A 26,684-nucleotide genomic window follows, 5' to 3' on the forward strand; every position below is an offset into this window, starting at 1 on the left:
AGAACGTCATGAAAACTGGCTAACGATGGGTGATCAATCGCTATACAATTGGCAATCCATTCAAATCAGGTAGCTAAATATAGAAGTAGAGAGCAGGGAACACCTTGCCGGAGTATTTCCTCAATTTCCTCAGTTAGACTTAGATTTATTGAGTCTGCTCCGTGTTGTTGCCTACAAACCACAATTACCAGATGAAGATAGAAAATTCCTCAAATCCGCCTTCAGCCTCATGAAAATTTTAAAAACTTACTGCTGGCATAAACCTACTGGACTCAGGTGGGAGCTTTCAGGAACCACGCTCCGAACTCATGGCGATCGTGTTACAAAAAATACAATTAATATGAGCCTGCAATTGGGTAGATCGACGATCGCCAAAAATCCAATTAAAATTGAGAGTAGCGAGATCAACTTGTCAAATCCCCTCTTTCAAGCGCAATGCTACCAGCGCAATTTGCGTTCAATGGGGGTCTACATCTGATCTCAATTACGGTTTCAATTTACCCACAAGCAGTGTGGTTTTTTACTGCAATTCGTACGATTTCTAACTCCCTTCTCTTCATGTTGAAAACCGTTAGAGACAGGCGAAGCTTGCAATTGATGAAGTAGTCATTGCTGAAAGATTACCCAAATACCTGACACAGCAGAAGCCTGAACTGCCTGCTGGAACTGAGCAAAACGAGGTGTTGAATCAAATGTTGAATTTATCTAAAGCGGAAGAATTTATCAAGCCAGAGGCGAACTGTCTGGCCAGCTATATTTTAGAAATGTTAACGGCCATTCACGTTAACGACTTTAAACAATCCTTTGCCCATTTACCCCAAGATCCCTATTTAGAGGGAGGCTATCGCTTCAGACGACTCTCCCACTTCAAAGTCGATGGCGATCGCCTCACCAAGTTACCCCATCGTCGTTTATTTCAAAGTCGAGAACACAATCCGCTCCTGGGAGATGTGGTGCGAGAATACGCAGAATTAGATGATGAATTAATTCAACTAGAGGATTTCCAACGGTTAATTTGGGAATTCTTTCAGTTTTGCCAGCTTTGTTCTACCTCTCAGGAAATTGGCGTTCACCAGATTCGCACAACTGCCTCTTCTGAAAAATTAGGGAATCCAGCTCCTGAAGGAATTCACCGGGATGGTGTGGATGTCGTCGGCATTTTCTCGGTCGATCGCCACGGCATTGGTGGTGGTGAAACCCATCTTTACAAAACCAAAGATACCCCTCCTGCATTTAGTAAAGTATTAAATCCAGGAGAATTTTTAGTATTCCGTGATGAACAATATTTCCACTACACCTCACCCGTGAATGCGACCACGGATGAGATGGGAACACGGGATGTCTTTGTCCTCACCTGCCCCGGACTATTTCCACCCGATGAAGCATAAAGCCAGACTCAACAGGAGCATATCATGACGATTCTTGATTTGGGCTGGATTCGATCCCAGTTCCCTGCCCTGCAACAGGAAATAAACGGGCATCCGATCGCCTTTTTAGATGGCCCTGGCGGAACCCAGGTTCCTAAACGAGTGATCGATGCGATCGGTCATCACCTGATCACATCAAACGCCAATTTGCATGGAGCCTTTGCCACCAGTGTCAGAACCGAGGCACTCGTGGAGCAGGCAAGAGGAGCCGTTGCAGACTTTTTGGGCTGTGACCCCGATGAGGTGGTTTTTGGCGCAAACATGACTACACTGACCTTTGCCATCAGCCGATCGATCGGACGAGACTTGCAGCCAGGGGATGAAATCGTTGTCACCAGCCTGGATCATGATGCTAACGTGGCTCCCTGGTTAGCTCTGGCGGAACGGGGAGTGGTAATTCGCACGGTAAAGCTGAACGAAGCGGACTGTACCTTAGATATGACCGATCTGGCGCATCAAATTACAGAGCGCACCAAATTAGTGGCGATCGGCTATGCCTCCAATGCGGTTGGCACCATTAACAATGTGGCTCAGGTGGTGCGGTTAGCCCATGCGGTCGGGGCAATGGTGTTTGTGGATGCGGTTCACTATGCCCCCCACGGCTTAATCAATGTGCGATCGCTCGATTGTGATTTTCTCGTCTGTTCTGCCTATAAATTCTTTGGCCCCATATCGGCATTCTCTACGGCAAGCGAGAACATCTGACCCGCCTCCACCCCTATAAGCCCCGTCCCGCTCCTGATGAAAGTCCCTTTTGCTGGGAAACGGGTACGCAAAACTTTGAAGGATTGGCTGGATTGGTCGCCAGCATTGACTACTTATCGGAATTAGGACAACAGGTTACACCCATTGCCACAAATCGCCGGAATGCCTTGATGTCGGCAATGGTCAGTATTCAGGAATACGAACGATCGCTCTCAGAGTACATGATTCCCCATTTACTAGAGATTCCCGGCGTTACCCTCTACGGCATTACCGATCCGACCAAATTTGCCTGGCGGACTCCCACGGTGGGGCTGCGGCTGACGGGCTATACTCCCTTGGAACTGGCCAAAGCATTGGGCGATCGAGGGATTTTCACCTGGAATGGCAATTTCTATGCGCTGAATTTGACGCAGCGATTGGGACTAGAATCCAGTGGCGGTTTACTGAGAATTGGCTGTACCCATTACAACACGATCGAAGAAATTCGATGGATGTTACAGGTTCTGCATGAGCTAGCGGTGCATCCGGTTGCTGCATAAAATCCTTAACTATTCGTTTCTGGTTCGCAGTCACCTCACGCTATCCTGCTGATTACATTCGTTGCCATACCGATCGCGCAACACTCGCCGCATCACCTTATTGGATGCCGTCCGGGGCAGGGACTCTACGATCACCAGATCCCAAATTTTGAAGAGTGGGTTAAGCTGTTGGGCGATCGTCTGTTGCAGCAGGGTTTTGAGTTCGGGAGGTGATTTTGAGTGGGAATCTGCCAAAACCGCATAGATAATCAGTCGATCGGGCCCGCCTTCTGGGGGAGAAAGGGCGATCGCTGCTGTTTCACAAATTTCTGGAACTGTATTGAGTGTCTGTTCAATCTCTGCCGAACTGACCTTAATCCCCCCCAAATTCATCGTGTCATCGACTCGTCCTCCCGTGCGGTAGTAGCCGTTGGGCAGGCGTTCGAGGTAGTCTCCGTGGTGGCGGAGGGGTATGGGGAGTGAGGAGCGAGGAGTGAGGAGTGAGGAGGAGGAAGATGGATCTTGGGTTAGTTCTATGTCTTGAATTTGAAAACTTAAGCTTGGGGGGTTGGCAAAATAGACTTGATGGTGATCTTTGTTGAGTAATTCGGTGGAAAGTCCGATCGAGGGGGGAATGATGAGTCCTTCTCCTTTGTGGGCAGGGCGATCGTCTGCGTCGAGAATGACAAAATCTAATCCCAGAGCAGGTGTAGTGAACGTTGAGGGAATGCAGGGCTGAACCAGAGTTCCTGTAATATAAGCACCGCCAATTTCAGTACCACCGCAATATTCAACGATCGGTTTATATCCTGCCAACGACATGAGAAATAACATATCTTGAGGATTGGAACATTCCCCTGTGGAACTGAAGACTTTAATATGGCTCCAATCCAGTCCCTGCATACAGTGGCTGACCTTCCAACTGCTGACCAGGCTCGGTACAACTCCCAACATTGTGACGCGGGCATCCTGAATGAATTGACCATAGCCTCGTGTGGTGGGTGCATCTTCGTATAGGGCGATCGTGGCTCGGTTGATTAAACTGGTATAGATTAACCAGGGGCCCATCATCCAGCCCAAGTTGGTCGGCCAGGCGATGACATCCCCTGGATGAATATCGTGGTGCAAATGCCCATCACTGGCGCATTTAATGGGGGTGGTGTGTGTCCAGGGAATCGCCTTGGGTTCGCCCGTCGTTCCAGAGGAAAACAGAATATTGGTATGGGCAGAGGGAGGCATGGGAACGGCATCAAAGCCTGGATTCGGACTGAGGAACTCCTTCCAGGCTAAATCGCCCGATCGCAGTTCTATCACCGAGTCTGAATTCTGGGACAGCATGATCGCCATTGGTGCATTTGCCTCAACCACTTTGGTATAGAGCGGCAGTTGTTTCCCGCAACGGTGAATCCAATCCTGAGTAAAGATCGCTTTGGTGTTGGCGATCCGGAGCCGAACTGCAATTTCCGCTGGTGCAAAACTATCGGCGATCGATACCACCACGCATCCGGTTTTAATGATTCCTAAATAAATCGCAACGGATTCAGCCGTCATCGGCAGATCAACGGCGATCGCATCCCCTGGTTGAAATCCTAAACTCACCAAACCATTCGCCACATGGTTCGTTAGATCCTGCAACTGCTTGTACGTCCAGTGTTCCAGAGATTTTCCTTCTCGCTGAAACACGATCGCAATCGCATCATCAGCCGCCTGAAAACAGCTTTCGACGATGTTTAGTTGAGCATCCACGCACCATCGGGGAAATTCTACGCCCTTCGATAAATCAACCAGCTGAGTATAGGGTTTCTGCAACCGAATTCCAAGCCGCTGAATCATGGTTTCCCAGAACGAGAGGCGATCGCGCACAGACCAGGCATGGAGTTCGGCATAGGAATGGATACCTAAATTTCTCATCAGCTCTGCAATGTTCGTCGCTTGAATCTGTTCATCCGTGGGAAACCAGGCAGGCGGACATCCCTGGTGAGCCTCCCAATTGGCAAACGTAATTTTGTACAACAGTTCATGCAGTGCAAACGGGTCAGTGGGTTTCAGCAAGTTTTTGCTAATTTGTCGCCAACATTCCACAGCCGATAATTGATCGAGCCACTGATTAATTCGCGGCAGTAACTCGATCGCCTTACCCCGCTCCACTCCACACTGAATCAGTTGCTCCAACAACACGCGCTTACCCATGTACTCCCTACTCCCTACTCCCTACTCCCCACTCCCCACTCCTCCTCAGGCAGGCAAGATGCCTGCGCTACGGATCTCCATCTCCTAGTACGGGCGCATTGCGATGCGCCCCTACCTCACCCCTCACTCATCAAACCATCCCAAAATACCGCGATCGCATCCAGAATTTCCTTGCCACCCTGAATAAATTTGGCGCGATCGAATCCGGGTTTGAAGTAGACTTCTTCCAGTTCTTCCAGGGTATGTCCCGCGTGTTGTGCTTCTACCCGGTTGTGCCAGGTGAAAAATGCGAGCCGCAGGTGGGGGTGTCGGGTTTGTTTAATGAGGGTGAGTCCATCTTCTAATTCTTGCCAGAAACCGGCTGCGGCCCAGTTTTCCACCGCAAAACTGGCTCCCTCTGCAATGTTAGGATCATCACTGCCGTAAAGCCGTTGCAGCTCATCGCAAAAATGCAGCGTACTGGAACTGCCATGCTTCCGTTTGCCAATATCCTCGTAGTGCAAATCTAACCCTTCTGCCACCGCAGTTAACCATTCAAAATGGGCTGCTCGAAAGCGACAAATACCACCATCGACCGTTCCTTCCGTGCTGACAAATTCTGGATCGCCTTCCCGGTCTTTTTCGGCTTCGGTTCTGGTGAGTTTCGGCTCTGTTGTGCCATCCAATTTCCGGTAGATTACGCCTAATTCATTCAGCAAAATTTCCCGACTGGAGCGGGATTGCTGAAGCGTTGGGGAATTAATCACTTTCAGCAGTGCTGCCACTAAAAATTGGTTGGAGAATACTGAGAATTGACGGATAAAATAACGGAGTTGCTCATCGGTTGCATTACCGTTCTGAAACCATCGAGTATATTCGTTATTCGTAATTACGCGATGCTGGAAAAACTCTCGATCGACCTGATTCAAGAAGTCTTGGAAATCCTCAACTTGCTGTTGGGTTAGCTCTCCCTGCTGGAAACGATTCTGAATCCGTGAAGAAATACTGAGATGATGGGGAGATGGGGTTAAAACTGAATGCATGAGGAGACTCCTTCTAACTCTATTTTTAAGATTTAAAACTTAATCACTCCAACTGTAGGAATAGTGCTGATCCTCCAGTTCCACCGCCTGTCGGGTCAACTGGAGCGGATGAAAAGTATCAATCATTACCGCCAATTCATCCGTTTGTTTTTGACCGATCGACCCTTCATACATTCCTGGGTGTGGCCCGTGGGGAATGCCATTGGGATGAATTGTGATGGACGATCGCTCAATCCCCTTCCGCGACATGAAGTTACCCTCTACGTAATAGAGAACCTCATCGGAATCGACATTGGAATGGTTGTAAGGGGCAGGAATGGCGAGGGGGTGATAGTCAAATAAACGCGGCACAAAGGAACAAATGACAAATCCGGGAGCCTCAAAGGTTTGATGCACGGGAGGGGGTTGGTGAATTCGCCCGGTGATCGGCTCAAAATCAGCAATGTTAAAGGTGTAGGGATAAAGATAGCCATCCCAACCGACGACATCCAGGGGGTGATGCTGATAGACGTAAGTGGTGATGCGATCGCGGGCTTTGATCCGCACTTCAAACTCACCTATTTCATCGTGGGGAATTAATCTTTCCGGCGGATGCAAATCCCGTTCATTGTAAGGAGAATGTTCCAGAAATTGTCCGTAGCGATTTAGATAACGGGCAGGCGGTTCGATATGTCCCTGAGCTTCAATCACCAGCATTCGTTGGGCAACTTCTGCATCCGGCACGATTCGCCACATTACCCCCGTGGAAATCACAATATAATCTCCCGAACAGTAAGGCAATATTCCATACTGACTCTCTAATACACCGCTGCCCTCATGGATGAAAATCACTTCATCCCCGTGGGCAAACCGATACCAGTAGGACATTTCCTGGTCAGGTCGCGCCACTGAAATACACACATCTGCATTCGCCATCAACGGAATTCGGGATGTAATCGCATCTCCGCTCTGGTTCACCTGATGCGTTCGTAAATGACGATGCCGTAGATGTCCAAAATCTTCAAATTCTAGTGCGATCGTTTTTTCCAGAAAAATCTTATGAACCTGGGTGGGCGGATACAGATGATACAGCAATGACTGGATGCCCGAAAAGCCGTGTATCCCCATCAGTTCTTCGTGATACAGCGAACCGTCCGACTGCCGAAACTGCGTGTGTCGCTTGGGGGGAACTGTGCCTAAACGGTAGTAATACGTCATGGTTTGACCTCATCCAGTCCGCTTCCTTTATGCGAGTTATAGGTTGCCACGGAGTGCCTGTTCTCGTTCGATCGCCTCAAATAAGGATTTAAAGTTACCCTCGCCAAAGCTCTGGGCACCGTGCCGTTCAATGATTTCAAAGAACAGAGTGGGGCGATCCTCAACGGGTTGGGTAAAGATTTGCAGCAAATAACCGTCCTGATCTCGATCGACTAAAATCCCTAATTCAGCCAGACAGGCGATCGGCTCCTTAATTTTGCCGACTCGCACTTCTAAATCCTCATAGTAGGTCAGGGGGACGTGCAGAAACTCCACCCCAGCCTGCCGCAATTTGATTACCGTTTCAATGATATTGTGAGTCGAGCAGGCAATATGCTGAATTCCTGCCCCCTCATGAAAGTCCAGATATTCCTGAATTTGGGATTTTCGTTTGCCTGAAGCGGGTTCGTTAATCGGTAACTTAATCTTTTTAGATCCATCCTGCACCACTTTAGACATTAAGGCGGAATACTCAGTAGATATGGACTTTTCATCAAAGTGAACTAGTAATTCAAAACCCATCGTATCGGCAAAAAACTGAACCCACTGATCCATCGCCCCTAACTCAACATTGGCAACGATATGATCAATGGTTTGCAACCCCATACCCTGATGATATGGAACTGAATTCTCCAATGAATCAGAAATAGCAGGCTGAATCAAAGAGGGAGGCTGAAATTCGGGGGCAAAAATTCCCTGATAGTGGGTGCGATCGACGAACTTAATCAGAACATCACCATAGGCATGAATCGCAGCATAGCGAAGCATTCCATGCTCATCCTCAACCACAGTCGGCGGAATCGCTCCGATCGCTCCCCTTGCCGTCACTTGCTTATAAGCATCCACCGCATCCGGGACTTCCAGGGCAATCACCGCCACATGATCCCCATGTTTGAGCACCTGCTGGGCGATCGGATGATCAGAACTCAGTGCCGTACTTAAAACAAAACGGATGTCGCCTTGCTCCATTAAGTAAGAAGCGACTTTGCGACTACCCGTCTCTAACCCTCGGTGTGCCGTATTAGTAAATCCAAAAAATGTTTGATAAAACCCTGCTGCCTGCCTGGCATTACCTACATAAAACTCAAGGTGGTCGAAGCAAAGAATTGGAAAAAAATCAGTCATCAGGTTCCTCCCAACTAGAGGAAATAGTTTGAAGAATTGCAATTGCCAAAACAGTGCGTAAACTTTTTTGACAATTTTCGCGTAGGTTGGGTTGAGGAACGAAACCCAACACTTGAATCTTGCACGCTTGTTGGGTTTCACTTTGTTCAACCCAACCTACAAAAGAACTGGAGTTTCAGGAGATTGTCAGGAAAGTCAATCCCAACCGCTGCAACTGAAAATCTATAGTAAAAGTTTGTAAACAAAAATATCGTTGCAACAATTGGACTTGAAGCGTTAACTGTGTTGTGCCAACTGTTTAGGGGATTTCCTGAGGCTTCTCAGAGCAGTTAATAAACTAAACTGAGAAGCCATAATTAGATTATAGATTTAACTTCCAGGAGTTGTATGGTAAGAATCGTTAACTTGTGAGCTTGACTCAGTAGGCGTGTTTTACTAGGGAAAGAATACTCTGTCATCTATAACTCTTGTGGGGTGGGCATCTTGCCCGCCCGGTCAACCAAGTAAAGCCATCACACAGGTTATTGATTCCTAACCCCAAGCTACTGATAAAATTTGGCTGCTTCATGTACCCACCGAAAGAAATCGCTTAAACCATGCCCCAACCCATGCCCAAATCACCGGAGCAACTTAAACTGCTTGACGACAAAGATCGGCTCCTCCTGCGACTGCTCCAGCAAAACAGCCGCATCAGCAGTGCAGAATTAGCCCGTCAACTCAACCTTTCGCCACCAGGCTTACAAAAGCGGCTCAAACGACTGGAGGAAAACGGCTTTATTGAGGGTTACGTGACGCTAGTGAACCGGGAAGCCTTGGGTTTAGATTTGTTGTGCTTTACCCAGGTGACGCTTTCGCATCAGCAACCGGAATGTGTGGGATTGTTTTGTGAACGAGTTAAGGATTTGCCGGAGGTGCTGGAATGCCACCATTTAACGGGGGAGTTTGACTATCTGTTGAAGGTGGTCGTTCCCAATTCCCAACAGCTAGAGCAGTTTTTGGCGAAGAAAGTCAGGACTTTACCGGGAGTTGATAAAATTCGCACCAGTATTGTACTGAGTGAGGTTAAGTCATCAACTCCTCTACCGTTAGAGACATCGGAGTAGAATTGCAGGGTGAGCAGTTGCACACCGAAGTCCAAAAACTGCATTGCAGAATTAACCGGATTAAATTTTCAACTTCCATTACATTGCGTTAGGAGGATGATTAGGAACGGTAAATTTTAAGTTATTTTACAACTTGTTGAAGCACCCGCGAATGAATTGCGGGCTATGGGGTGAAGTCCATTCAAATGGACTAATTCTCCAGCCCAATTCGAGCAGCCATTGTAGAGGGCAATGCTCACCGAAGGCTAGAAGCTTGCTAAAACGATTTTTCAGTCTGATTGATCAGACTTTTTCGATGTAGCCCGCAATTCATTCACGGGCGATCGCAGAACGAAGCCAAGATGTCAGTCAGACGAAATCTTGATAAACCCAAGATTGCAGGAGGTACAGCCCTTGACCTCACTTAAACCCCTTCTCTCATCGATCGTGGACTATGCTGGACTCTTCCCTCCCGCCCAGCTCAGTCTGCCTGAGGCAATGAAGATTTACGATCGCGCCCAAACTTCTCCTCACAGTTGGATGCTCGATCGGTTTGTGTTGCCAGCTTCCCGCTTAGCTGAGCTAGTGAACTTTCTGGCAGATTCTCAAGCAAAGGATTCAACCCAACCCTTATCCCTCAGCGTGATTCTTTCCAAAAATTGGGCAACTGAATTAGAGCAGCTTCGCCCCTTCACGGCAGGCTCTCACTTGAAAAAAACTAGTAAACCGATCGCCCTCAGCACCTTAGAAGTGGCTCCGCTTCCCCCCGCTGAAATTCAGGAAGTCTGTTCGCAGCTGCCGGATCAAGTCACCTCTTTTTTCGAAATCCCGTTTGATGCTGAGTTAGATCCTTATTTGCAGGTTTTGCAACAAACCAATGCTGCCGCCAAGCTGCGGACGGGGGGTGTTACGCCTGAAGCCTTTCCCAACAGTACCCAACTCTGTGGGCGGATTCTGGCTTTGGCTGAAGCTAAAATTCCCTTTAAGGCGACCGCCGGATTGCATCATCCCCTCCGCAGCAAGCACCATTTAACCGATCAAGCAGACAGTGCCAGCACCACCATGCATGGTTTTCTGAATGTGGCAATTTTGTCCGCCTTTGCCCACCAGCAAACTTTAACCCATGATGAAGGAATTGCCATTTTAGAGTCAACCTCGATCGCCTCTTTTCAGTTCACCGACACAGAAATTCATTGGCGCGATCGCGCTCTTTCCCTGGATGAAGTGATCCACTCTCGTCAGTTTTTCCGTTCCTTTGGGTCGTGTTCCTTCCAGGAGCCGATCGATGATCTCCATTCCCTAAACCTCCTATGACTTGTTCCATTGATGCCACCCACGATGTCAATTTGCGAAGCTGGGTTGAATCGGCAAACCAGACAGACACAGATTTTCCCATCCAAAATTTACCGTTTGGCGTGTTCCAACGTCCGGGCAGCCCTGAACCACCGCACATTGGCGTGGCGATCGGCGATCGAATTTTGGATTTAGCGGCTTGCTACGCCGTTGGACTGCTTCAGGATCTCCCGGAACCCCTACAGGTTGCCTGTGTTGCCTCTGTGCTCAATCCCCTGATGGCAATGGGACGATCGGCTTCCTCGCCTTTACGTCATCATGTCAGCCAACTCCTCCAGGCAGGCAACCCACCGCCCTCCGCCGACAAAATTCTGGTTCCGATGGCGGATGCCGAAATGCGAGTGCCTGCCCTGATCGGCGACTACACCGACTTCTACGCCTCCATTTTTCACGCTACCAACGTCGGTAAGCTGTTTCGTCCCGACAATCCCCTCCTCCCTAACTACAAATATGTGCCGATCGCCTATCACGGACGGGCTTCGTCCATCGTTGCCAGTAACACACCGATTCAGCGTCCGAGTGGTCAACGGAAACGCCCAGAGGATAATGCTCCTGGCTTTACCGCTTCCCAAATGCTGGATTATGAACTGGAGGTGGGCTGCTTTGTGGGCTTGGGAAATGAATTGGGAGAATCGATCGCCCTTGAGCAGGCGGAGGAGCATCTGTTTGGGCTTTGTTTGGTGAATGACTGGTCAGCAAGAGATATTCAAGCCTGGGAATATCAACCCCTGGGGCCCTTTTTGGCAAAAAGTTTTGCCACGAGCCTCTCTCCCTGGGTGGTGACGCTGGAGGCATTGGCTCCCTTTCGCAGTTCTGCCTTTACCCGTCCCGCAGACGATCCATCCCCCCTGCCCTACCTGACCTCCGCCGCCAATCAACAGTCCGGTGGAATTAACCTGACGCTAGAAGTATTCCTCTCCTCTGCCCAAATGCGCCAGGAAGGACGAGAACCCCTGCGCTTGAGCCAAACTAACTTTCAAAAAATGTATTGGACTGTGGCCCAAATGCTGACCCATCACACCAGCAATGGCTGCAATCTGCGTCCGGGAGATCTATTCGCCAGCGGCACCGTTTCAGGTGCAGAGGCAGGGACTCAGGGCTGTTTGCTGGAACTAACCCAACGCGGTAGCCAACCGATCGCCCTCCCCACCGGAGAAATGCGATCGTTTTTGCAGGAGGGGGATGAGGTAATCCTGCGGGGGTATTGTGAGAAAGAGGGTTATGTGCGGATTGGGTTAGGGGAATGTCGTGGGCGAGTGGTGAGTTGAGACAAAGTTGAAACAAATTCGTTGGTAGCCGAGCAATCAGGTGCAAGATTTCAACTCGTGACTTACGATCAAAATGAGATCGAGTTGGGATGAGGGCTGCTGTCGATGCCAGAACAGTTAGAAGAACGAGTTGCTCATTTGGAAGCTGAAGTTGCACAGCTAAAAAGCCAAGTAGAAAATAGTGCATCCTTTAAACCTTGGTGGGAGCAAATTGTTGGAACATTTGCTGATCATTCCGCGCAATCATGAGTGTAGTATTTGATGCTTTAGTTGTTGGTTCTGCTCCCGCAGGATTGTCCATCGCTGCTGCGCTTTGCCATCAAGGTTTGAACGTTGCAGGGTTAGCAAAAGCACCTCCTCCAGGAGAATGGCCAAACACTTACGGGATTTGGTGTGATGAATTAGAACCCATGAACATGACTCATCTGCTGAGTCATCGGTGGCAAAACTCCGTCAGTTACACGGCTAAGAAAAAAATTTTGCTGCACCGTGAGTATGGGTTATTCGATAATCTCAAATTGCAGTCCCACTTTTTGGAACAGTGCGAACGCGGCAAAATGTCGTGGTATCAGGGAACTGCTGCCGGGATTGAACATTTAGCAACCCATTCTTGTGTGACCACAACTGAAGGAACAACCGTGTGCGCCAGAATCGTGATTGATGCCAGTGGTCATCAACCGGCTCTGCTCAAAAGACCCCAAAACGATCGCACTGCTTATCAAGCCGCTTACGGTATTGTTGGCACTTTTTCAGCACCGCCGATCGAACCGCAACAGTTTGTTTTGATGGACTACCGAGCCGATCATTTATCACCTGACGAACGGCAAGAGCCTGCAACATTTCTCTACGCGATGGACATGGGAAAGGGGGTATTCTTTGTAGAAGAAACCTCCCTGGCAAACAGCCCTGCCGTTTCATTTGAGGTTTTGAAAGACCGTTTGAACAAACGTTTGGCTTTTCGGAATGTGCAGGTGAATGAGATTCATCACACTGAATATTGTTTATTCCCGATGAATTTGCCATTACCTTTTGTCAATCAATCAGTCATGGGCTTTGGCGCAGCAGCCAGTATGGTTCATCCCGCATCGGGTTATATGATAGGTGCTTTGATTCGCCGATCGCCCCTCGTAGCAAAAGCGATCGCTGAGGCATTGAATCATCCCCAAACTTCTCCTGCCTCGGTTGCAACCATAGCATGGCGTGCCCTGTGGCCAACTGACGAAATCCGAAAACACGCCCTATATCTGTTCGGGTTAGAAAATTTAATGCGGTTTGAAGAAGCAACATTGCAGGCTTTCTTTGCATCTTTTTTTCAATTACCGTTACCCCAATGGAGCCGTTTTTTAGCAAATACTTTTTCGACTCCAGAAATTCTGCAAATGATGCTGAAACTCTTTGCTCAAACAACGAATGATGTGCGCTGGAATTTAATTCGCTCTGCCTGGGGCGATCGCAATTTGTTGTGGGAAATGTGCAATCCTAAAGCGCATTACCTGAATTCCGCTCACAAACATTAGTCACGGTTCAAGCTGGGCATACTAGGCATAAATTTATACTTAAGATCTAGGATTAAACAACTTGCACAATGTTTTACTTTGCTGACTGGGCGGACAGGATGCCCACCCCACAAGCGTTGGAGCGATCGAGGGTTCACTGCTGCTTTTGTTTGGACAGAATCACCAGGGCTTTGTCGATGTCTCGAACTTTGATGGCGCGGAGGGCGGTGAGGAGGGAGCGAAGTAGGACGACTTCATCATCGGTGAGGGTGATCATGGTACTGACCACGATCATCGCCAATCGTTTGCTTCCAGGGTTCTGAGGTCTTGCTGGAAGTCTTCAACGCCGTAATGAATGGGGATTTTACGGCTACCTAAGATGCGTTGAAACTCCAGTTGGTTCATCTCTGCAAACTGACTGGCGGTGCCCAGAGTAATTTTTTCCTGCTGAAGTAGCAGAATGGCAATTTCGAGCTTGAGATCGGCTTCAGTAATGTGCGCCGTTTGCAGAAACTCATCGGGAATGATTAAACTCATGGTTCTAACCTCCGTCGTTTATTTGCCTTATTCCACTATCTCCTTACCCAAAAACATTCGTGTCATAGCGAACGCTGGGCTTGTTGACAACCATCGCTCAAGACCTCGATCGATTTGTTAACTTCTATCTATTATGCAGTCGCGGGCACAGGGGCAGTTGCTACTGCCCATCCCTCACTCAGGCTGATTCCGCAGTTCTCGGACAATTTCCTGCGCCAAATTTCTCGACCAGACGGAATCGAAGGGGCAGAGGATCTGCCGATTTTCAGGGGAAGTCCAGACGAGGGCATCTTCTACGTCAGAGATTCTGTAGGATTCGTTGAGCAGGATGCGGGTGAGGAGGTGATGCAGGGTTTTTGCCTGTTGGTCGGTGAGGGTAATCATGGGCGGAGTCCTGGTTTGGGTGAATGGTTTGCAGGGGAAGGTTTGAGGGACTGGGCAGGCAAGATGCCTACCCCACAAGAGTTTTAATTAGTTGAGGGTTTACTGCTGTTTTTGTTTGGACAGAACTACCAGGGCTTTGTCGATGTCTCGGACTTTGATGGCGCGGAGGGCAGTGAGGAGCGATCGGATTTGGGCAACTTCATCGTCGGTGAGGGTGATCATGGGTAAATCTCCATTAGGGCGTAACCCAGTAAGCACAAAGTTTCTGGGCGTTTTTCTTTGAAAGTATCTTACAAGAAAAATCTTATGATGGCAATTGCCCTATAGCCATATATGTAGATTACCCTCATTAGAACTCTGCTTAAGAGAAAATAGGGCTTATGCCAAAACGTAAGCCCCAAGTCAGGATCTATGTCTCTGAGGATGTTGATAAACTCCTCAAAATTATTGCTGCCGTTAAGGAAATCTCCGTCAATGCCCTGATGAATGAGGCGATCGAAGATTATCTGAATAAGCCTGATGTTCAACAGATCATCGATAAACACAGGTTGGATGACTTGGATTAAGAGTTAAGGTAAAGCGTAGGAACTGTAAATTTCACTCTGTCTGCTCAACTGCCTCACTACTCGTCTAATTGATTTGCACCTACCCCTTCTGGAATAACTTGTAGCGAATTATGTTATCTGAAGAACAGATTATCGAACTGATAGCAAAAGGCGAAAACGAAGCTATGGATTTTAAACGAGAATTAAGTTTAAAGTCTGCATCAGAAAAATCAGAACTAATTAAGGATGTTATTTCCATAGCTAATTCAAAGCATGATACAGGCTATCTCATTATCGGTATTGATGATAATGGTGATATCATCGGCATTGGCTCAATAGAAGAGGAAAGAATTCAGCAAATCATACATAGTTACATTAATCCGAGTTTGGAAATTAATTGTTACTTGGCTTTTCTGAGCAATAATTTATTAAAAGTTGGAGTTATTGAGATAAGAGGGTCTGAAAGACCTTATAAAGTTTCAAAGTCAACTGATAGACTGCTGCAAAATGATGTTTTTGTAAGACATGGCTCTGTTGTTGCTAAAGCTAGTCCAGAAGAGATTCACCAAATGTATAATCAATCTCGTATTCCTTCTGAAAGATTTGGCTATGTTCAAGCCGCAGAAGCATTCTTGAAATTGAATGATTTTCAAAGGGCTATTGATTCTTATTCAAGGGCTATTGACTTATTCCCTACAAGTGACTTATTTTTACTTCGCGCAAACGCTCATGTAAGTCTCTCTCATGCTCTTGAAAAAAAACGAGATCACTTTTTTGACTCGTTTTCTGATCTCAAAGAGAAGGAAAATATTACGCTAGAATTAGAAGAAATTAATAGTTCTATTGTGAAACAACGGGACAAAGCTCTTAAAGATATTTCAGATGCTCTTCTTTTAGGAGCTTCATTGTCAATCGAAAAACAAGCACGTTTTGAACGTCTTAAAATACTTGCTAATTTGGCAAAAGATAAAGATACAGAGGAATGGAATGAAGATCTTACTTGGCTGAAGCAACATACAAAAGATAAAGAACTTGGTAAAGTTCTTCTTTTGGAAGTGAGGAGAATTGAGTGTAAGAGTGACCCTTTTTACTATGCACCAGATGAGTATGCGATGTCACTACTGGATGAAATTCTTAGGCTTGGCTATGACCATGTGGATGTATACATTTACAGGATAGACAATCGTATTGGTGAGTGTAACTATGGGCTTGCTTTAAAGGAATCAGAAGCAGCTTTAAGTGTGACGAGTGAACATGACAAAATTTTAGAAGTGTTGTGGAGGCGCGCACGGGCTTTGTCTAGCATAGCTTGGGTTCATCCGAATCGATTTAATGAATTACTTGATTTATCCGAGGAAATTGACAAAAAATACGAAAAAAAGGAATTCGAAGGTTGGTTTGCAGGAATTATTGGAATTGAAGAAGAAATTCTTTGTAGATGTGCAATGGCATTAGAATATGGCGGACTTGACAAAGGAGAGCTAAAGAGAGCCTTAAGAATAGCTCAATTTTTCAGGAAATCGCTCTCAACATTTGAAGGGAAAAATCCTAGATTTGCAAGTATAATCCGTAAATTTTTAGATCACGTTACTGATACCGACGAAATGGAAAGGCGTTAATTTAACTAGAGAACTTCTGGAAATCGAGGGTGTTTAGATTTTTGTGTAAGCCTGAGAAACTCCATCAACATAGTATCCTTAAGCCATTACTGCCCAACCGTTTACGCTTCCTGAAACGGAAAAAATCGATCGTTGAATCGCCGCGATCGACTAATTACCTTGCATCGATCGTGATTTGCTGAACGAATCAGAGCATATTGGGGAGAAAGAGTTGATTCAGTGGAACCGCAATATCAGGAAATGCAACAGGGGTAAGTACCGTGTTGGCAGCCAGAAGTGTTTCCTGTTGATAGCCCTCTGAAGTCGGTTCCCGAAAGACGTAAACCTGTTGGGTATTCACATCCAAAATCCAGTAGTCAGCAATCCCTGCCCTGGCATAGATTAAGGCTTTTTGCTGCCGATCGCCCAGTAACGTAGAATCAGCCACTTCAATGATCAGGAAAATATCATCGGGTGTCGGATGACGATCGCCATACTCATTTGGGTCAGTGCGAACAACTGCAATATCGGGTTCCGGTTCTGATTTGGGTTTCAGCGTGACCGGCAACTGCATCCGCATATAGGCAACCGTTTCCAGCAGTCGATCCAGATAGCGAAACGCCCGTTGAGTCGTTGCCGCGTGGGGTGGCAATTGCGGATTCATCTCGATAATCTGTCCGTCTAATAGCTCAACGCGATCGGTTCCCGTCAAAATGCCAGCTTCCAGCATTCGATGGTATTCGTCCACTGTCCATTGTTTGGCTTTGGTTGGTGGCATCATGCATTCCCCTCATTCACATTCCATTGCTGGCGGTAGGATTGGGCAAAAAAGATTCACTGAGAATGTCAGCAATTGTAAAAGGGCATTGCTCTGAAATCGAGGCGATCGCCAGTCCCGTTTCGCTAGCGGCATTCTTCCGGGCTGAATCATACGCCTGTACCAGCACCTCAGATGGATAGCTCCTTAAACTGGGGCTGTCCTGCAAAATTTGGGCAATCTCTTCTCGATTATTGCGGATTGTAATTTCCCAGGATGCACTCCGATGAGAAGGTTGATACTTCCATTTCAATAGATGCAGCAAAAGCACCTTGAGCCTGCTCAAAATTTCGCGCTTATCTCGCTTGCTCATGCTTTCCAACTCATCAATTAAGTTGTCAACATCAATCTCCTCAAAACGCTTCGCCTTCAACAGTGCGATCGTCTCTTCAATCCAACCGTTGAAATCCTCGTCATAGCGAACGCTGGGTTTGTTGACAACCATCGCTCAAGACCTCGATCGATTCGTCACCTTCTATTATGCGGTCAAAAACTCATTCAACTCATCGAAGGGACAGAGGATCTGGCGGTTTTCGGGAGAAGTTCAGAGCGGGGTAGACCTGCATCAAAGTTTTGGGACTATTTTTCAGGCATGATAACGGGAATCTCCTGATTTCGGTGCTTTCGATAAACTCTGAAATCGCTGTCCAGCGTCAAAATCCTGCTTTTAGGATATTGCTCTGTCATTCTCACTAAACAGGCATCTGCTAGCGACATGGGGACGTTTTCATAGCGAGCAACCAATTCCTCGATTGCTTGTACGTCATCCGAAAGACAAAAGGGAATTTGTACGGCTCCTCGATTGATCAGCGATAGCACTGCGTCTTGACTGCGAGAATCTCGTTGCAATAGGAAACAGGCTTCTGTAATGACTGCTTCACAAGTTAGGAGTGGAGCGGTCACAGGGGTTACAGTTGCTACTGCCCATTGATGGAATCGGTCGGCTTTGCTCAGTAGGGCAACTAACACACCTGTATCGAGTAAAATCTGGGTCATGATTCGCCAAAACCTGCCATGTAGCTTTTATCGGTAGACAGGTCAGGGGGCAATCCTTCTAGAGAACCAATTAATTCTCCAGCGACTTCGAGAAAAGAGATGGGGTGATCTGCCGTTGCAGGTGGTTCGGAGGAGACAATGGAGGTTTCATCAATCACCAATACAACTTTGAACGTTCCAACCGGCAAGTCTTCAGGTAACTGGATCTTGAGTTCCTTGCTCGGTGTAATGGTGGCGATCGTTTCAACCGTTTTCATTGTGGTGTTTCCAGAACGTTAGCTTTACTCTAGCAAGGTTTTCTTTGCGATCGACTCAAATTGCCCGGTCTGCTCAGGTATGGGCGCGATCGGTTTTCCAATTTCTCTGGTTGTTCAGTTAATCGGTCATTCCAACTTCTAGACTGGGCAGGCAAGATATCTACCCCACTAGAGCTTCAAGCCGACTAAACGCCGATCGCACTCCACTAAGGCTAATTCCGCAGTTCTCGGACAATTTCCTGCGCCAAATTTCTTGACCAAACTGAATCGAAGGGACAGAGGATTTGACGGTTTTCGGGGGAAGTCCAGACCAATGCATCTTCTACATCTGAGATGCGGTAGGTTTCGTTGAGCAGGATGCGGGTGAGGAGGTGATGCAGGGTTCTTGCCTGTTCGTCGGTGAGGGTAATCATGGGGGGAGTCCTGGTTGAAGGTGAATGGTTTGCAGGGGAAGGTTCGAGGGACTGGGCAGGCAAGATGCCTACCCCACAAGAGTTTTAATTAGTTGAGGGTTTACTGGTGGTTTTGTTTGGACAGAATCACGAGGGCTTTGTCGATGTCTCGGACTTTGATGGCGCGGAGAGCGGTGAGGAGCGATTCCTTCGGATAGCTTCGCTAACGGATTTGGGCGACTTCATCATCGGTGAGGGTGATCATGGGTAATATCTCAATCAGGTTTAGTTGATATTATCCGCATATTCGCAGATACGTAAGAGTGAGTGAGAAGATCTTACTTGTACTTTTGCGGCTACATTGACGAGTGAGTCCCAAGAAAAGACCAGAATTGAGAATCTACCTGGATTCTGACTTAGATAAGTTGGTCAAGACGATCGCCACGATTCGGGAAGAATCGATTAGTGCTGTGGTAGCTGAAGCCTTAGAGTTGTGGCTGCAACAATCTCAGCAGCAGGAAATTATTGAAAAGCACAACTTAGATGAGTTGGATTGAAGGGATGGGGAGGGCGATCGGGAAATCAGAAATGTGCAGATATCTGCTGGTATTTGGGGCGATCGGGTAGCTTCCTGTTTAAGACATAAAGACATAACTGACATAACCGATCGCCCATCCCAAACTTGAGGCAAATCACAGGTTTGTTAAAATACGGACAGAGCTTAAGATTCTGCGAGGGTTTATGCGATCGATCGAGCAACTGACAGAGGAAATTCTTGCTCTTCCTAGCGCGTCTAGAGCACTCTTAGCAGAAAAGCTCATTGAAAGTCTGGAGTTTGATATTGATCCAGCTATTCAAGCCGCTTGGATGACTGAAGCAAAAAAACGACGAGATGAGATTCGGGACAGCATTGTGCAGCCCATTCCAGGAGAAGAAGCGTTGGCTCAAGTCAGGCGGCTACTTGAACAATGAGATACGTCTTTCACCCTGACGCACTCACTGAATATGCTGAAGCCGTTCAATACTATACGCAACAGCGGACTGAGGTTGCCCAAGCTTTTATTGATGCGATCGAGGATGCGGTTTATCGAATCAGAGAATCTCCTACACGCTACAGGGTGATTGATGAAGAGATTCGACGATGTATGACCCGTAAGTTTCCCTATGGAATCATTTATACAATTGAGCAAGATTACATTTTGATTTTGGCGGTAATGCATTGCAGTCGGGAACCTGGATACTGGAAGGATCGAAGATAGAAGAATCGAAGATAAATTTAGTCATCATCAGTCAATCCATCGTTTCAAGGGTCGGTGGTTGCTGTATGCCAAAAGCCGATCGCACTCCACTAAGGCTGATTTCTCAGTTCTCGGACAATTTCCTGTGCCAAGTTTCTTGACCAGACTGAATCGAAGGGACAGAGGATTTGGCGGTTTTCAGGGGAAGTCCAGACGAGGGCATCTTCTATATCTGAGATGCGGTAGGTTTCACTGACATGAGCAAACTTTAGACTTTGATGATTATTAGATGAAGAATCCAGCATTTTAGTGTTTGTCGCTCCACGCCAAGGTTCATCTGTACTATAATCTAAAGGAAATTTTAAACCTTGGTGGGATAAATATGGAAATCAATGTCCAATGTCAGCGGATTTTGGAAGGGATTGAACAATTAGAAAAATATCTTCAGGAGAAAATTGCGAAGGAAGCATTAGACCTAGACTCGAACTACGAGACAACTAGCAATCAAGAGCTACTATCAAGGTTGAAGAAGAGCCTGCTTCAATACACAGATCGTGGCAAAAATCTAATTTATGTTGGTTTTATGGGCCATTTCTCAGCAGGCAAATCAAGCACTATAAATTCCTTACTTGAGTTGCAAGGAAATTCTGAAGAGGCTAGAAGAGTAGGATTAAATCCTGTTGACAAATCAATTACTCTGATTACTCACAGCGAAAATAAGGATTCAATCTTCAAAACCACTAAGGAAGGCTTGATTTCAATTAGAGCGAGTTTTATTGATAGTGATCTATTGAAGAATGTCGTAATAGCTGATACACCAGGAATTGGTGATCCAATTCTTGCAAGTGAGATAGCAAGAGATTTCTTGCCAATTTGCGATCTAATAGTTTATTTTTTCTCTGCTGCTATTCCCCTTGATAGCTCAGATGTTCCTCTATTACAAGAAAAGTATTCACAACTAGCTTTTATTCCTATGCGCTTTGTTGTCACACGGGCAGATGAGTTCAAAAAGAATCATGGACTCCCTTTTAGCAAGGAGAACTTCAATGAAGAGCAAGCTAATATTTTTTCAAATGAGTTAATTCAAAGAATTAATTTATTGTTTAAAAATGATTTTTATATTGACGAGAGTCATATAACCCTTATTGATAATAAGTCAGGATTTAATATGGACTATCTTCGCAATGTAATTCTTGGGTTCTCCAATTCATCTGATATACAGTCGCAAATCAATATACATAGCCACAAAATCGTCTATTTTAGGGATAGCGCAGAGAAATTAAAGGAGTTCTTTCGTTGCTTTCTGTTTAGCAAATTAGAAATATTGTCCAGAATCATCAAAACTTCAGAGAATAACATTGAGCATTTTCAAGGCAAAATTCGTTTGACTAATAACGCACTTACCGAGTCTTGGAACAAAGTAATGTCTTCAATTTATAGAATAGAAAATGAGATTTATGGACGAATTGCATTAGCTCCTGAGATTCCTGAGCCGATAGACTTAATTTTTAGAAATAGCAATTCAAATTTCTTGAATTTTAAGCTCAGAAATGAGGCTGAAAGAAGAGCGAATTTAATTGTATCTGATATTAGGCAGGACGTTATATTGTCGGTTCGGAATGATGTTTTAGATAAAAGACGCAAAATCAATAGTCTTCTATCACTTAGGAATTTTTCTGATTTTGAACCCTTAAAACTGAACTTTTCAGATTTACAGAAAGACAGAATGTCTAGCCGTATAGAGCTTTTGCCGACAACAGATTTTTCCAGTGAAGCATTAAAAATTCGAGGAGACGCTGACAAGAATTTAGAGCAATATCAATATGAATTGAGAGTTACATTGGAAGAATTAAAACTATTGTTGACTGAACAACAACCAGTCAAAGAGTATAAGTTGCTATTAGACCAAGCCATCAAGAACCTTAATAATGATTTTGATGTCTATTTTGAGAGTATCAAAGTGTATAGAAGTGGTGTATTTTCGCTTAATGTCAAAGAGGCGATATCGAAGCTTGGTCTTGGTCGGCGGATGGATGAATTAGAGGCTGATGAATTAACTAATGAACAAAAGGAGATAATTAAGCAAGATGCTCAGAAACATGTTTTTCCAGGTGCTTCTCAAGTTTTTTTAAATCCTTTAAAAGATATAGCTAGTTTGCAAACACGCATTGAAGAGCTTCAACGGAAAAACAATTTATTATTTATGAAAAGGGGCATTGTACTTGATGATTTATTAGAAACCTGGAAGAATACTGAGGTAGACAATATCAAATCTCAAATAATTAATGAGGTAGAAACTGCCATTAATAGTTTTGAGCAAGAAGTAAATAATAAGCTACAACAGGTACTTACTAAATTTGTTGATGAATGGGAAGTTGAAGTAAGCAAACTGAGATCTGAAAGAAGAAAGCGTTTTTTGAAATTCACTGTATCTTCTGGCTTAATTGGCTTATTTTTGTACTTTGCGTATGTCTTTGGTGCACAAAGAGAAACAGCTAACAATTTTTTTGTGACACTTTTAGTTGGTTTAGCAATCAACCTCTTTAGTGATTGCATAGGTTTTGTTCTGGCAAAAACAACAGACAAATTTCCAAGAAATCTTAAAGCGAAGGAGAGTACTATACTTGGTAAGCTCCGTGATGAATACTCGAAAACAATCGATGAAAATATTACTAAACTTCAAAACTCAATAGACGTAGACGGTGAAGATTTATACACCTTTTGGAATAAGCTCTTGGTGACCGATCTTCAGAAAGTTTGGTTCGAAAAGAGGAAGGCTTTTATTAATGATCTGAAAGCAAATATTGAGGTTTACTCTGAACTTAAACGAGAGTATTTGCAGATTGTTGATACTGCTACAGAGTCAGCATCAAGTTACTTTTCTGACCCAAATAGTAACCTTGAGAAACTAGTTGAATTTTCAGATGGACTACAGAAAGATTTAATAAAACCATCATTTGACTTACTAGCTGAAACAGAGAAAAATCTCAATACCGTTATTCAGAACATTCAGGAGGTTAATTTTGTTTAGCTTTCAATAATCTGTTGCTGACGAAAATTGCTGAAATGCCACATTCTTCAGCAGAAGAATAGATGAAGATTTCTCAGGAAACCCTAGCAACTCAATCCGAGTCACACAACTATAGGCACAACTCCTGGTTTCAATCGCGCGATCGGTTATGACCTTGATCACCGTTTCCTGTTGCTTCACTAAACCAATCACATAATTCGTATCCAGAAGAAACCTAGCTCCACTCATCGCGCATTCTTCTCTGGAGTTCGATCGGATCTTCATTAAAATTTGGCGAATCTTTCAAAATTCCAGCATAGTCTAACAGAAGCCCTCTGGCTGGGTCTGCCTGCTTCGCAGTGGAATCCAAAGTCGGATTTTGCTTCACCTGGAGTTGAGTTTTTTGTTGTAAAGACTCAATAAACGTCAATACTTGATTGACTTCTTCTTCTGGCATTCCTTTCACCAATTCATAAACCTTCTCGGCTGCATTCATATCTCCTATGCCTCCATCAGAGGATTATCACTCATCCTGCCTCATCGTCCCCCTGTCAACTCCTGAAACCACGTATCCCTGGAAAGCTCCCCAAAACTGGGTTCCGTCTTCGCCTCCCGTCCATAGCGCGGATTCAGTTCGATCGCCTTTTCTAAACTCTCCAACGCCAGATCGCTTTCTCCCTGAATGGCGTAGCAGGTGGCTTTATTGTAGTGGGCACTGGCAAAGTCCGGTTTGATCTTAAGAGCGCGGTTCAGGCTGGCGATCGCTTCCTTGTCTCGTCCCAGTTGCAGCAGGACGTAGCCGCGACTATCCCAGGCTTTGTGGGATTCGGGGTTGAGTTCAGTGGCTTTGTCCAGGGATTCCAACGCTTCCTCGTTGCGATTTAGCTCAATCAAAGACAGTCCCCGGTTCAGCCATGCCACCGGGTTTTCCGGTTCCACCTGCGTGGCGCGATCGAAGGCAGCAAAGGCATCCTCTGGGCGTTGCATCGAGCCGAGCATCACTCCCCGGTTAATCAATGCCTCATGGTAATCCGGCTTCAGTTCGATCGCCTTATCCAGCGAAGCCAGGGCATCATCAAACTGCTTCAACCGTCCCAGGGTAATGCCCCGATTCAGCCAGACCTTTGCCTCCTCCGGCTGGTAATCTACAGCGCGATCGAAGGCAGCCAGAGCCGCATCGTACTGCCGCAGTTCCTTCAACACAATCCCCTGGTGATACCAGACGTTGCCGTTGTTCGGCTCCAGTTTCAGGGCGCGATCGAAGGCGGAGATGGCTCCCTCGTAGCGTTTCATTTCCTCCAGTGCCATACCCCGCTGAATCCAGGCGTTAGCATTATTGGGCTGCTTGGCGAGTACCTTATCGTATTGTTCGATCGCATCCTCATAGCGTTTTTCTGCCACCAACTGTTCCGCCTGCTGGAAGTACTCCTCCACGGTGGTAAACAGATCCGGCTGGGCAGATTTGAGAATTTCAAACTGTTGGGTTAGGGTATCCAACCGCCGCTGCACATCTGCCACAAAGGAGTCGGCAATAAATTGGGGCGACACCTCCGAGAGCCGTTTCATAATCTCGGCTTTTTCCGTTTGCGCCTCGGACTGGAGGGCATTCAGTTGGGTAGCCACATCCGATTCCAGCCGCTTCAGGTTTTCAATCACATTCGACTTCTCCGATTCAGCCCCGGATTGCAACTCGGTCAGCTGTGCTGCAAAGCGAGATTCCAGCCGCTCCAGGTTTTGGCGAATTTTCTCCCGCTGTCCCTGCACATCAGATTTCAGGGTAGCGAGTTGCGCCACCAGATCCCCTTCCGATTTCTCCAAATTCTGCAAAAGCTGATCGCGCCGTTCTCGCGCCACCCCCTGGAGTTCTGCCAACTGCCCCTCCACCTCGTCTTCCATCCGCTTCAGGATCTGGCGTAACTCTTCCTGCTTCGCCTGCACATTCACCTGCAAATCCGATCGCCTATTGGCAAAGTCGGTGTCGATCTGCTCTAACAATCGCCGCAATTCTTCCTGTTTCGCTTGAGCATCCACCTGAACATTCGACTTTTGCAGCGCACAATCCCGCTCCAGTTGATCCAGCAACTGTTGCAACTCGGACTTCTTCGTTTGGGCTGCGGTTTGCAACTCAGACTGCTGACGGGCAAACTCAGCATCCAGTCGGGTCAGGTTTTGCTGAATGCCTTCCCGCTGGCGTTTCACGTCTGCCTGGAGTTCGGCAATGCGGGCAGCAAACTGGGTTTCTAGCTGCTCCAGGGTGCGACGCACCTCCTGCCGTTGGGTTTCCGTCTGCGATTGCAACTCGTTGCGCTTATTGGCAAATTCCGCCCCAAGCTGTTCCAACTCCCGCCGCACCATGTCCCGCTGCATCTGCACATCGTTTCGCAACTCCGATCGCCCCACGGCAAAGTCGGCAGCAAGCTGATCAATGTTTTGGCGCAGGGAGTCCCGCTGGGCATGGATATCCGTTTGCAACTGAGCCACCTGGCTGGTCAATTCCACCCGCAGCCGCTCCAGCCCATCGAATAGCTCTACCTTGCGGCGATCGGCATCTGCCTGGAACTGAGCGAGTTGATTAACAAAATCGGACTCCTGCTGCTGGAATCGTCCGATCGTTGCTTCCTTGTGCTGCTGAACGTGGCTTTGGGCATCTTGGCGCAGTTCTGCCAGGAAGGGTTCCAGCTCGGCTTCTAAGTGCTGTAACCGCTCAACGGTTTGGTCTTTGCGGTGCTGGGTGTTGGTCTGGAATTCCAGGAGCCGATCGCCAAATTCAATTTCCGACTGCTCCAGGGTTTGCAGAATTTCGCTCTGGCGGGAATGGGCGGTAAGCTGCAATTCCGAGAGTTTGGCGGCAAATTCTGTTTCTAGAGATTCCAGCTTATGTTGGGCAGCTCTCAGTTGGTTGTCGAGTTCTGCTGCCGTCTCCTGCTTGCGCTGGGAAATGTCGGTGATGAGCTGAGCCACATTCTCCCGCTTCGACTCAATTTCTTTCTGGAAGGTTTCCGCATCTTCCCCTAAATCAGCGGCATAGTCTTCATACTCCTGCAATAGCTTCTTGACTTCCGCCTTGGCATGGGTAATCTGGCTCTCCAGATCCCCCAACTCCTTCAGGTGAGACTCCACAATCAGCGTCACTTCCCGAATCACCGATCGCCGCAGCAGATATAGCCCGGTCATCGCCGCAATCAACAACAGCGACAATACGACCAGCATCACATTGAACAAGGTCGTGGTCTGGTTCAATTGCCGCAATCGTTCCAGCTCTGCCTGTTCGGCAGCGGTGAGGGGTTGGTCTGGCGTAACCTGAGCCAAGAGGATCTCGTTCGCCTGCACCGTTTCCGCAACGGGGCGATCGCCTCCGGTAGGTCGTAGACCATCGGGTTTAGCCTCTGCCGCACCGCCCATGAGCAGGAGTACGGATAACAGAACACCACTGTGTCGCGCCAATGCGAAGCCCTCTAGTTGATTGCGCTTCATCGAGCCTTCCCTTG

General features: G+C 46.8%; 29 protein-coding genes and 1 pseudogene. 13 read left to right on the top strand and 17 right to left on the bottom strand.

The window, feature by feature from the left end:
• Window positions 1-692: 692 nt before the first annotated feature.
• Window positions 693-1,388 (top strand): 2OG-Fe dioxygenase family protein, encoded by a 696-nt coding sequence (locus ACM1PF_RS07575; RefSeq protein WP_416673743.1) that lies wholly within the window; start codon window positions 693-695, stop codon window positions 1,386-1,388.
• 24 nt (window positions 1,389-1,412) lie between these two features.
• Window positions 1,413-2,671 (top strand): annotated as a pseudogene (locus tag ACM1PF_RS07580) (cysteine desulfurase-like protein).
• Between the two features lie 30 nt (window positions 2,672-2,701).
• Here the strand turns inward: ACM1PF_RS07580 and ACM1PF_RS07585 are convergent.
• From ACM1PF_RS07585 to hppD, 4 genes are all read right to left on the bottom strand, one after another.
• Window positions 2,702-4,840, bottom strand: coding sequence for an AMP-binding protein (locus tag ACM1PF_RS07585; RefSeq protein WP_416673745.1), 2,139 nt, complete (start codon window positions 4,838-4,840; stop codon window positions 2,702-2,704).
• Window positions 4,841-4,956: 116 nt separating this feature from the next.
• Entirely contained in the window at window positions 4,957-5,862 is a 906-nt protein-coding gene (locus ACM1PF_RS07590) for a hypothetical protein (protein WP_416673747.1), read from the bottom strand.
• A 39-nt stretch (window positions 5,863-5,901) separates the two neighbouring features.
• Window positions 5,902-7,059, bottom strand: a complete 1,158-nt coding sequence (locus tag ACM1PF_RS07595; RefSeq protein WP_416673749.1) for a homogentisate 1,2-dioxygenase — start codon at window positions 7,057-7,059, stop codon at window positions 5,902-5,904.
• Window positions 7,060-7,095: 36 nt separating this feature from the next.
• Complete coding sequence (gene hppD / locus ACM1PF_RS07600) at window positions 7,096-8,223, bottom strand: 4-hydroxyphenylpyruvate dioxygenase (protein ID WP_416673751.1); 1,128 nt, start codon at window positions 8,221-8,223, stop codon at window positions 7,096-7,098.
• A 596-nt stretch (window positions 8,224-8,819) separates the two neighbouring features.
• Between hppD and ACM1PF_RS07605 the strand changes: the two genes are divergently transcribed.
• The 5 genes from ACM1PF_RS07605 (at window position 8,820) to crtL (ending at window position 13,443) form a co-directional block, all read left to right on the top strand.
• Complete coding sequence (locus ACM1PF_RS07605) at window positions 8,820-9,326, top strand: Lrp/AsnC family transcriptional regulator (protein ID WP_416673754.1); 507 nt, start codon at window positions 8,820-8,822, stop codon at window positions 9,324-9,326.
• A 393-nt stretch (window positions 9,327-9,719) separates the two neighbouring features.
• The gene (locus tag ACM1PF_RS07610) at window positions 9,720-10,619 is read left to right on the top strand and encodes a hypothetical protein (RefSeq protein ID WP_416673756.1); all 900 of its coding nucleotides are present in this window, start codon (window positions 9,720-9,722) and stop codon (window positions 10,617-10,619) included.
• Window positions 10,616-11,926: a fumarylacetoacetase gene (gene fahA, locus ACM1PF_RS07615; protein WP_416673758.1), complete on the top strand. Its 1,311-nt coding sequence runs from the start codon at window positions 10,616-10,618 to the stop codon at window positions 11,924-11,926. The genes ACM1PF_RS07610 and fahA overlap by 4 nt, the downstream gene beginning before the upstream one ends.
• Window positions 11,927-12,031: 105 nt before the next feature.
• Window positions 12,032-12,175, top strand: a complete 144-nt coding sequence (locus tag ACM1PF_RS07620) for a hypothetical protein (RefSeq protein ID WP_416673760.1) — start codon at window positions 12,032-12,034, stop codon at window positions 12,173-12,175.
• A complete protein-coding gene (gene crtL, locus ACM1PF_RS07625) occupies window positions 12,172-13,443 on the top strand; it encodes a lycopene beta cyclase (RefSeq protein WP_416673762.1) in 1,272 nt (423 codons plus the stop codon). Before ACM1PF_RS07620 ends, crtL begins: the two co-directional genes overlap by 4 nt.
• Window positions 13,444-13,576: 133 nt before the next feature.
• On the opposite strand, the gene ACM1PF_RS07630 is transcribed toward crtL, so the two are convergent.
• The 4 genes from ACM1PF_RS07630 to ACM1PF_RS07645 form a co-directional block, all read right to left on the bottom strand.
• Entirely contained in the window at window positions 13,577-13,723 is a 147-nt protein-coding gene (locus ACM1PF_RS07630; protein WP_416673763.1) for a hypothetical protein, read from the bottom strand.
• On the bottom strand, window positions 13,714-13,959 hold the full coding sequence (locus ACM1PF_RS07635; RefSeq protein WP_416673766.1) for a UPF0175 family protein: 246 nt from the start codon (window positions 13,957-13,959) through the stop codon (window positions 13,714-13,716). The genes ACM1PF_RS07630 and ACM1PF_RS07635 overlap by 10 nt, the downstream gene beginning before the upstream one ends.
• Before the next feature lie 174 nt (window positions 13,960-14,133).
• The gene (locus ACM1PF_RS07640; protein ID WP_416673768.1) at window positions 14,134-14,343 is read right to left on the bottom strand and encodes a hypothetical protein; all 210 of its coding nucleotides are present in this window, start codon (window positions 14,341-14,343) and stop codon (window positions 14,134-14,136) included.
• A gap of 99 nt (window positions 14,344-14,442) precedes the next feature.
• Window positions 14,443-14,565 carry a hypothetical protein gene (locus ACM1PF_RS07645; protein ID WP_416673770.1) on the bottom strand — a complete coding sequence of 41 codons (123 nt, stop codon included), beginning with the start codon at window positions 14,563-14,565 and terminating at the stop codon, window positions 14,443-14,445.
• Window positions 14,566-14,723: 158 nt separating this feature from the next.
• Between ACM1PF_RS07645 and ACM1PF_RS07650 the strand changes: the two genes are divergently transcribed.
• Window positions 14,724-14,909, top strand: a complete 186-nt coding sequence (locus tag ACM1PF_RS07650) for a hypothetical protein (RefSeq protein WP_416673772.1) — start codon at window positions 14,724-14,726, stop codon at window positions 14,907-14,909.
• Window positions 14,910-15,019: 110 nt separating this feature from the next.
• Window positions 15,020-16,507, top strand: coding sequence for an AlbA family DNA-binding domain-containing protein (locus tag ACM1PF_RS07655; protein ID WP_416673774.1), 1,488 nt, complete (start codon window positions 15,020-15,022; stop codon window positions 16,505-16,507).
• A gap of 187 nt (window positions 16,508-16,694) precedes the next feature.
• Here the strand turns inward: ACM1PF_RS07655 and ACM1PF_RS07660 are convergent, their stop codons facing one another.
• The 5 genes from ACM1PF_RS07660 to ACM1PF_RS07680 all read right to left on the bottom strand — a co-directional run bounded on the left by ACM1PF_RS07660 (window position 16,695) and on the right by ACM1PF_RS07680 (window position 18,969).
• Entirely contained in the window at window positions 16,695-17,267 is a 573-nt protein-coding gene (locus ACM1PF_RS07660) for a Uma2 family endonuclease (protein WP_416673775.1), read from the bottom strand.
• A 13-nt stretch (window positions 17,268-17,280) separates the two neighbouring features.
• On the bottom strand, window positions 17,281-17,748 hold the full coding sequence (locus ACM1PF_RS07665; protein WP_416673777.1) for a DUF29 domain-containing protein: 468 nt from the start codon (window positions 17,746-17,748) through the stop codon (window positions 17,281-17,283).
• Between the two features lie 134 nt (window positions 17,749-17,882).
• Complete coding sequence (locus ACM1PF_RS07670) at window positions 17,883-18,302, bottom strand: type II toxin-antitoxin system VapC family toxin (RefSeq protein ID WP_416676589.1); 420 nt, start codon at window positions 18,300-18,302, stop codon at window positions 17,883-17,885.
• Window positions 18,296-18,556 carry a hypothetical protein gene (locus tag ACM1PF_RS07675; RefSeq protein WP_416673779.1) on the bottom strand — a complete coding sequence of 87 codons (261 nt, stop codon included), beginning with the start codon at window positions 18,554-18,556 and terminating at the stop codon, window positions 18,296-18,298. Before ACM1PF_RS07675 ends, ACM1PF_RS07670 begins: the two co-directional genes overlap by 7 nt.
• A gap of 212 nt (window positions 18,557-18,768) precedes the next feature.
• The gene (locus ACM1PF_RS07680; RefSeq protein ID WP_416673781.1) at window positions 18,769-18,969 is read right to left on the bottom strand and encodes a hypothetical protein; all 201 of its coding nucleotides are present in this window, start codon (window positions 18,967-18,969) and stop codon (window positions 18,769-18,771) included.
• A 347-nt stretch (window positions 18,970-19,316) separates the two neighbouring features.
• Here ACM1PF_RS07680 and ACM1PF_RS07685 point away from each other — a divergent pair, with 347 nt between their 5' ends.
• From ACM1PF_RS07685 to ACM1PF_RS07695, 3 genes are all read left to right on the top strand, one after another.
• Window positions 19,317-19,505, top strand: coding sequence for a hypothetical protein (locus ACM1PF_RS07685; protein ID WP_106171985.1), 189 nt, complete (start codon window positions 19,317-19,319; stop codon window positions 19,503-19,505).
• Between the two features lie 184 nt (window positions 19,506-19,689).
• Entirely contained in the window at window positions 19,690-19,920 is a 231-nt protein-coding gene (locus ACM1PF_RS07690; protein ID WP_416673784.1) for an addiction module protein, read from the top strand.
• Complete coding sequence (locus ACM1PF_RS07695) at window positions 19,917-20,207, top strand: type II toxin-antitoxin system RelE/ParE family toxin (RefSeq protein WP_416673786.1); 291 nt, start codon at window positions 19,917-19,919, stop codon at window positions 20,205-20,207. The genes ACM1PF_RS07690 and ACM1PF_RS07695 overlap by 4 nt, the downstream gene beginning before the upstream one ends.
• A gap of 89 nt (window positions 20,208-20,296) precedes the next feature.
• Here the strand turns inward: ACM1PF_RS07695 and ACM1PF_RS07700 are convergent, their stop codons facing one another.
• Window positions 20,297-20,491, bottom strand: a complete 195-nt coding sequence (locus ACM1PF_RS07700) for a hypothetical protein (protein WP_416673788.1) — start codon at window positions 20,489-20,491, stop codon at window positions 20,297-20,299.
• Between the two features lie 77 nt (window positions 20,492-20,568).
• Between ACM1PF_RS07700 and ACM1PF_RS07705 the strand changes: the two genes are divergently transcribed.
• Window positions 20,569-23,217 (top strand): hypothetical protein, encoded by a 2,649-nt coding sequence (locus ACM1PF_RS07705; RefSeq protein WP_416673790.1) that lies wholly within the window; start codon window positions 20,569-20,571, stop codon window positions 23,215-23,217.
• 3 nt (window positions 23,218-23,220) lie between these two features.
• On the opposite strand, the gene ACM1PF_RS07710 is transcribed toward ACM1PF_RS07705, so the two are convergent.
• From ACM1PF_RS07710 to ACM1PF_RS07720, 3 genes are read right to left on the bottom strand one after another with little or no spacing between them, the layout of a single operon-like run.
• On the bottom strand, window positions 23,221-23,445 hold the full coding sequence (locus ACM1PF_RS07710; RefSeq protein ID WP_416673793.1) for a hypothetical protein: 225 nt from the start codon (window positions 23,443-23,445) through the stop codon (window positions 23,221-23,223).
• Window positions 23,432-23,692, bottom strand: coding sequence for a DUF2281 domain-containing protein (locus ACM1PF_RS07715; protein ID WP_416673795.1), 261 nt, complete (start codon window positions 23,690-23,692; stop codon window positions 23,432-23,434). The genes ACM1PF_RS07710 and ACM1PF_RS07715 overlap by 14 nt, the downstream gene beginning before the upstream one ends.
• Before the next feature lie 41 nt (window positions 23,693-23,733).
• On the bottom strand, window positions 23,734-26,670 hold the full coding sequence (locus tag ACM1PF_RS07720; protein ID WP_416673798.1) for a tetratricopeptide repeat protein: 2,937 nt from the start codon (window positions 26,668-26,670) through the stop codon (window positions 23,734-23,736).
• Window positions 26,671-26,684: the final 14 nt, after the last annotated feature.

It is taken from the genome of Egbenema bharatensis FJBBOT/2019, assembly GCF_048077055.1.
GTDB lineage: Bacteria > Cyanobacteriota > Cyanobacteriia > Elainellales > Elainellaceae > Egbenema > Egbenema bharatensis.